Genomic DNA, 4357 nt, shown 5'->3' with positions numbered 1-4357 from the left:
GACGCCGGCGAGGAGCCCGCGGCCGCGCATCCCCGCGACGAGCGGCGAGCCGAGGCCGAGCACGCGCTCGCGGAGCTCGGAACCGCGGCGCGCGGCGTTCTCGACGAGACCGGCGCGCTCGATCTCCGACAGGACGGCGTTCGCGACCGCGGTGGAGAGCGGATTGCCCCCGTAGGTGGAGCCGTGCTGGCCTCGCGAGAAGAGGTCGGAGGCGTGCGCGAAGGTCACGAGCCCGCCGATCGGGATGCCGCCGCCCATGCCCTTGGCGACCGTGATCGCGTCGGGCAGGATCCCGGCGTGCTGGAAGGCGAACCACTCGCCCGTGCGGCCGGCGCCGGTCTGCACCTCGTCGATGATGAGGAGCGCGCCGTGCCGGCGCGTGAGCTCCCTCGCGGCCTGCAGGTAGCCCTCGGGCAGCTCGAGCACCCCGGCCTCGCCCTTGATGGGTTCGAGGACCAGCGCCGCGACGGACTCGTCGAGTTCGACCTCGAGCGCCTCGATCGTCGAGGGGATATGGGTGACCCCGCCGGGGAGCGGTTCGAACGCGTCGCGCATCGCGGGCTTGCCGGTCAGCGCGAGCGACCCCATGGTCCGGCCGTGGAACGCGTCCACGAGCGCGAGCACGCGCGTGCGCGCGCCTCCGGAGTTGTTGAGGCGGGCCAGCTTGAACGCGGCCTCGTTCGCCTCCGCGCCGGAGTTGCCGAACCACACGCGGCCCGTCTCCCCCGCACCGGACAGTCGCGTGAGCCGGTCGGCGAGCGCGAGCGCCGGCTCGGTCGCGAAGTAGTTCGACACGTGCGCGAGCTTCGCCGCCTGCTGCGAGACGGCCTCGACGAAGACGGGGTGCCCGTGCCCGAGGGAGTTCACGGCGATGCCGGCGAGGAAGTCGAGGTACCAGGTGCCCGCGTCGTCCTGCACCCAGGCGCCCTCGCCGCGCTCGAGCTTGGCGAGGGGCGTACCGAGCGTCTTCATCATGCGGCGCGAGTAGTGCTCGCGCCAGTCGTGCGCGTCCGTCACGAGGCCACCCCCGCGGCATCCGTCGCACCCCGGACCACCTCGGTGCCGATGCCCTGCTGCGTGAAGATCTCGAGCAGGATCGAGTGCGGGACGCGGCCGTCGATGATCGCGGCCTTGGGCACGCCGCCGGCGACCGCCTCGAGGCACGCGGTCATCTTCGGGATCATCCCCGACTCGAGCGACGGCAGCAGCGCCTCCAGCTCCGCGACGTCGATCTCGGAGACGAGCGAGTTGCGGTTCGGCCAGTCGCGGTAGAGCCCCGCGACGTCGGTCAGGATGACGAGCTTCGCCGCGCCCAGCGCGACCGCGAGCGACGCGGCGGCCGAGTCGGCGTTCACGTTGAGCGACTGGCCGGGCTGGTCGAGATCGGGCGCGATCGACGACACGACCGGGATGCGGCCGGCATCGACCTGCGCGTGCACGCCCTCAGGGTCGACCTCGACGACGTCGCCGACGAGTCCGAGGTCGACCTCGACGCCGTCGACGACCGCACCGCGACGGCGGCCGCGGAACAGGCCCGCGTCCTCCCCCGAGAGGCCGGCCGCGAGCGGGCCGTGCTCGTTGATGAGGCTGACGAGCTCGCGGTTCACCTGGCCCGACAGCACCATCCGGACCACGTCCATCGTCTCGGGGGTCGTCACGCGGTAGCCGCCGCGGAACTCGCTCGGGATGCCGAGTCGGTCGAGCATCGACGAGATCTGCGGTCCGCCGCCGTGCACGACGACCGGACGGATGCCGGCGTAGCGCAGGTACACCATGTCCTCCGCGAACGCGCGCTGCAGCTCGGGGCTCACCATGGCGTTGCCGCCGAACTTCACGACGATCGTCTCGCCGTGGAATCGCTTCAACCACGGCAGGGCCTCGATGAGGGTCTCGGCCTTCCGCGCGGCGGTCGCCGCGTCACCGCGCACGTCGCCGGTCGCGGCCGCATCGGACGCGTCCGCGTCTGACGTCATCTGCTCCTCGCTCATGTTCAACTCGAGTACGCGCTGTTCTCGTGCACGTAGTCGTGCGTGAGGTCGCTGGTCCAGATCGTGGCGGATGCCTCGCCCGCGTGCAGCTCGATGAGCACGCTCGTCGCGCGCGGGGTGAGGTCCACGTCGTCGCGCGGGCGATCGGGCCGGCCGGCGTGGCAGACGCGGACGCCGTTCATCGTGACGTCGACGAGGTAGGGATCGAACGGCGCCGACGTGGTGCCGATCGCCGCGAGCACGCGCCCCCAGTTCGGGTCGTTGCCGAAGATCGCGGCCTTGAAGAGGTTGTTCCGGGCGACCGAGCGCCCCACCTCGACCGCGTCGTCCTCGGTGACGGCGCCGCGGACCTCGATCGCGATGTCGTGGCTCGCGCCCTCGGCATCGGCCTGGAGCTGCAGGGCGAGATCGCGGCACGCGGTCGTCAGCGCCTCGGTGAACGTCTCGGGGTCGGGCTCGACGCCCGAGGCGCCGGACGCGAGCAGCGTGACCTGGTCGTTCGTCGACATGCAGCCGTCGGAGTCGAGCCGGTCGAAGGTCACGCGCGTCGCGCGCCGGAGCGCCGCGTCGAGCCCCGCCGAGTCGATGACCGCGTCGGTCGTGAGCACGACGAGCATGGTCGCGAGGCCCGGTGCGAGCATGCCCGCGCCCTTCGCCATGCCGCCGATGCGCCATCCGTCGACGACGACCTCGACCGTCTTCGGCGTCGAGTCGGTCGTCATGATCGCGCGCGCCGCATCGGCGCCGGCGGCCTCGTCGCCGGCGAGGCGGTTCGTCGCGGAGAGGACGCCCTCCTCGAGCACCTCGCCGTCGAGCTGTTCGCCGATGAGCCCGGTCGAGCACACCAGCACGTCGCCGGCCGAGACGCCGAGCGCGGATGCCGCAGCCTCCGCCGTGCGGTGCGTGACCTGGAAGCCCTCGGGCCCCGTGAAGCAGTTCGCGCCGCCGGAGTTCAGCACGATCGCGGCGACCGTGCCGTCCTGGACGACCTGCTCGGACCAGAGGATCGGGTTCGCCTTCGCCCGGTTCGAGGTGAAGACGGCGGCACCCGCCTGCAGCGGGCCGCGATTGACGACGACGGCGAGGTCGAGGGCGCCCGAGCGCTTGATGCCGGCCGCGATGCCGGCGGCGTCGAATCCCTGGGGTGCGGTCACGCTCACGGTGCGACTCCGTTCACGGGAAGTCCGGTCGCCTCGGCGAGGCCGAGCGCGATGTTGGCGGATTGGATGGCGGCACCGGCCGTGCCCTTCACGAGGTTGTCGACCGCGGTCACGACGACCACGCGGCCGGCCGCCGCGTCGACCGCGAGGCCGATGAGGGCCGTGTTCGCGCCGAGCACGTCGGCCGTCCGCGGGAACTGCCCCTCGGGCAGGACCTGCACGAACGGCTCCGCCGCGTACGCGTCCTCCCAGGCCGCCCGGACCTCGGAGGCATCCGTTCCCGGGACGACCCGCGCGGTCGAGGTAGCGAGGATGCCACGCGACATCGGGACGATCACGGGAGTGAACGAGATGGTCGGCGCAGCCGCGCCGGCCCAGCGCAGTGCCTGCTGGATCTCCGGGATGTGGCGATGCGTGCCGCCGACGGCATACGGGTTCGCGGAGCCGAGGATCTCCGACCCCAGGAGGTGCGCCTTCAGCGCGCGCCCGGCCCCCGACGGCCCGACGGCGAGCACCGAGACGAGGTCGGCGTCCTCGATGACGCCGGCCCGGATGCCCGGGGCGAGCGAGAGCGCGACCGTCGAGGCGTTGCAGCCGGGCGCGGCGACGCGCCGGGTGCGCGCGAGCCTGGTGCGCTGCGTACCCGACAGCCGGGGCAGTTCGGGCACGCCGTACTCCCACGCGCCGTGGAACTCCCCGCCGTAGAACGCCGCCCAGTCGCCGGCGTCCTCGAGTCGGTGATCGGCGCCGCAGTCGATCACGAGGGTCTCGGCGGGCAGTCGGGCCGCGATCGCACCCGACGCGCCGTGCGGGAGGGCGAGGAAGACGACGTCGTGGCCGGAGAGGGTCTCCGCCGAGGTCTCCTTCAGGGTGAGGTGCGTGTAACTGCGCAGGTGCGGCTGAACCGCGGTGAGCGGCTGGCCGGCGTTCGAGTGCGCGGTCACGGTCCGCACGTCGAACTCGGGATGGTCGGCGAGGAGGCGCAGCAGCTCCCCGCCCGCATAGCCGGACGCGCCGGAGACGGCGACGGTAAACGTCATGGAATCCACCTTATGGGCTGAACGATCGGGGATGACGGCTCCGGCGACGCCCAGGGCGGCAGGCTCAGGCCGCCGCGGGAGTCGCCTGGATTCGGCGCTCGCCCCGGCGTCGGCCGCGCAGCACGACGGCACGCGCGACGCGTGCGGTCTGGGCGGGCCGGGGGGTGGA

The 4357-nt window shown here is 72.9% G+C and carries 4 protein-coding genes; all 4 read right to left on the bottom strand.

What is annotated here, in order from left to right:
* The coding region (locus ESO86_RS12190; RefSeq protein WP_277985227.1) for an acetylornithine transaminase at positions 1-1017 on the bottom strand (1017 nt) is incomplete at its 3' end.
* The gene (gene argB, locus ESO86_RS12185) at positions 1014-1973 is read right to left on the bottom strand and encodes an acetylglutamate kinase (RefSeq protein WP_129235273.1); all 960 of its coding nucleotides are present in this window, start codon (positions 1971-1973) and stop codon (positions 1014-1016) included. The genes ESO86_RS12190 and argB, both read right to left, overlap by 4 nt.
* 17 nt (positions 1974-1990) lie before the next feature.
* Entirely contained in the window at positions 1991-3148 is a 1158-nt protein-coding gene (gene argJ / locus ESO86_RS12180; RefSeq protein WP_129235272.1) for a bifunctional glutamate N-acetyltransferase/amino-acid acetyltransferase ArgJ, read from the bottom strand.
* Positions 3145-4188: an N-acetyl-gamma-glutamyl-phosphate reductase gene (argC, locus tag ESO86_RS12175; protein ID WP_129235271.1), complete on the bottom strand. Its 1044-nt coding sequence runs from the start codon at positions 4186-4188 to the stop codon at positions 3145-3147. Before argC ends, argJ begins: the two co-directional genes overlap by 4 nt.
* Between the last annotated feature and the right edge of the window lie 169 nt (positions 4189-4357).

Source organism: Agromyces binzhouensis (assembly GCF_004135055.1).
GTDB classification, from domain to species: Bacteria; Actinomycetota; Actinomycetes; order Actinomycetales; family Microbacteriaceae; genus Agromyces; species Agromyces binzhouensis.
This window is presented reverse-complemented; position numbering and strand designations above follow the sequence as displayed.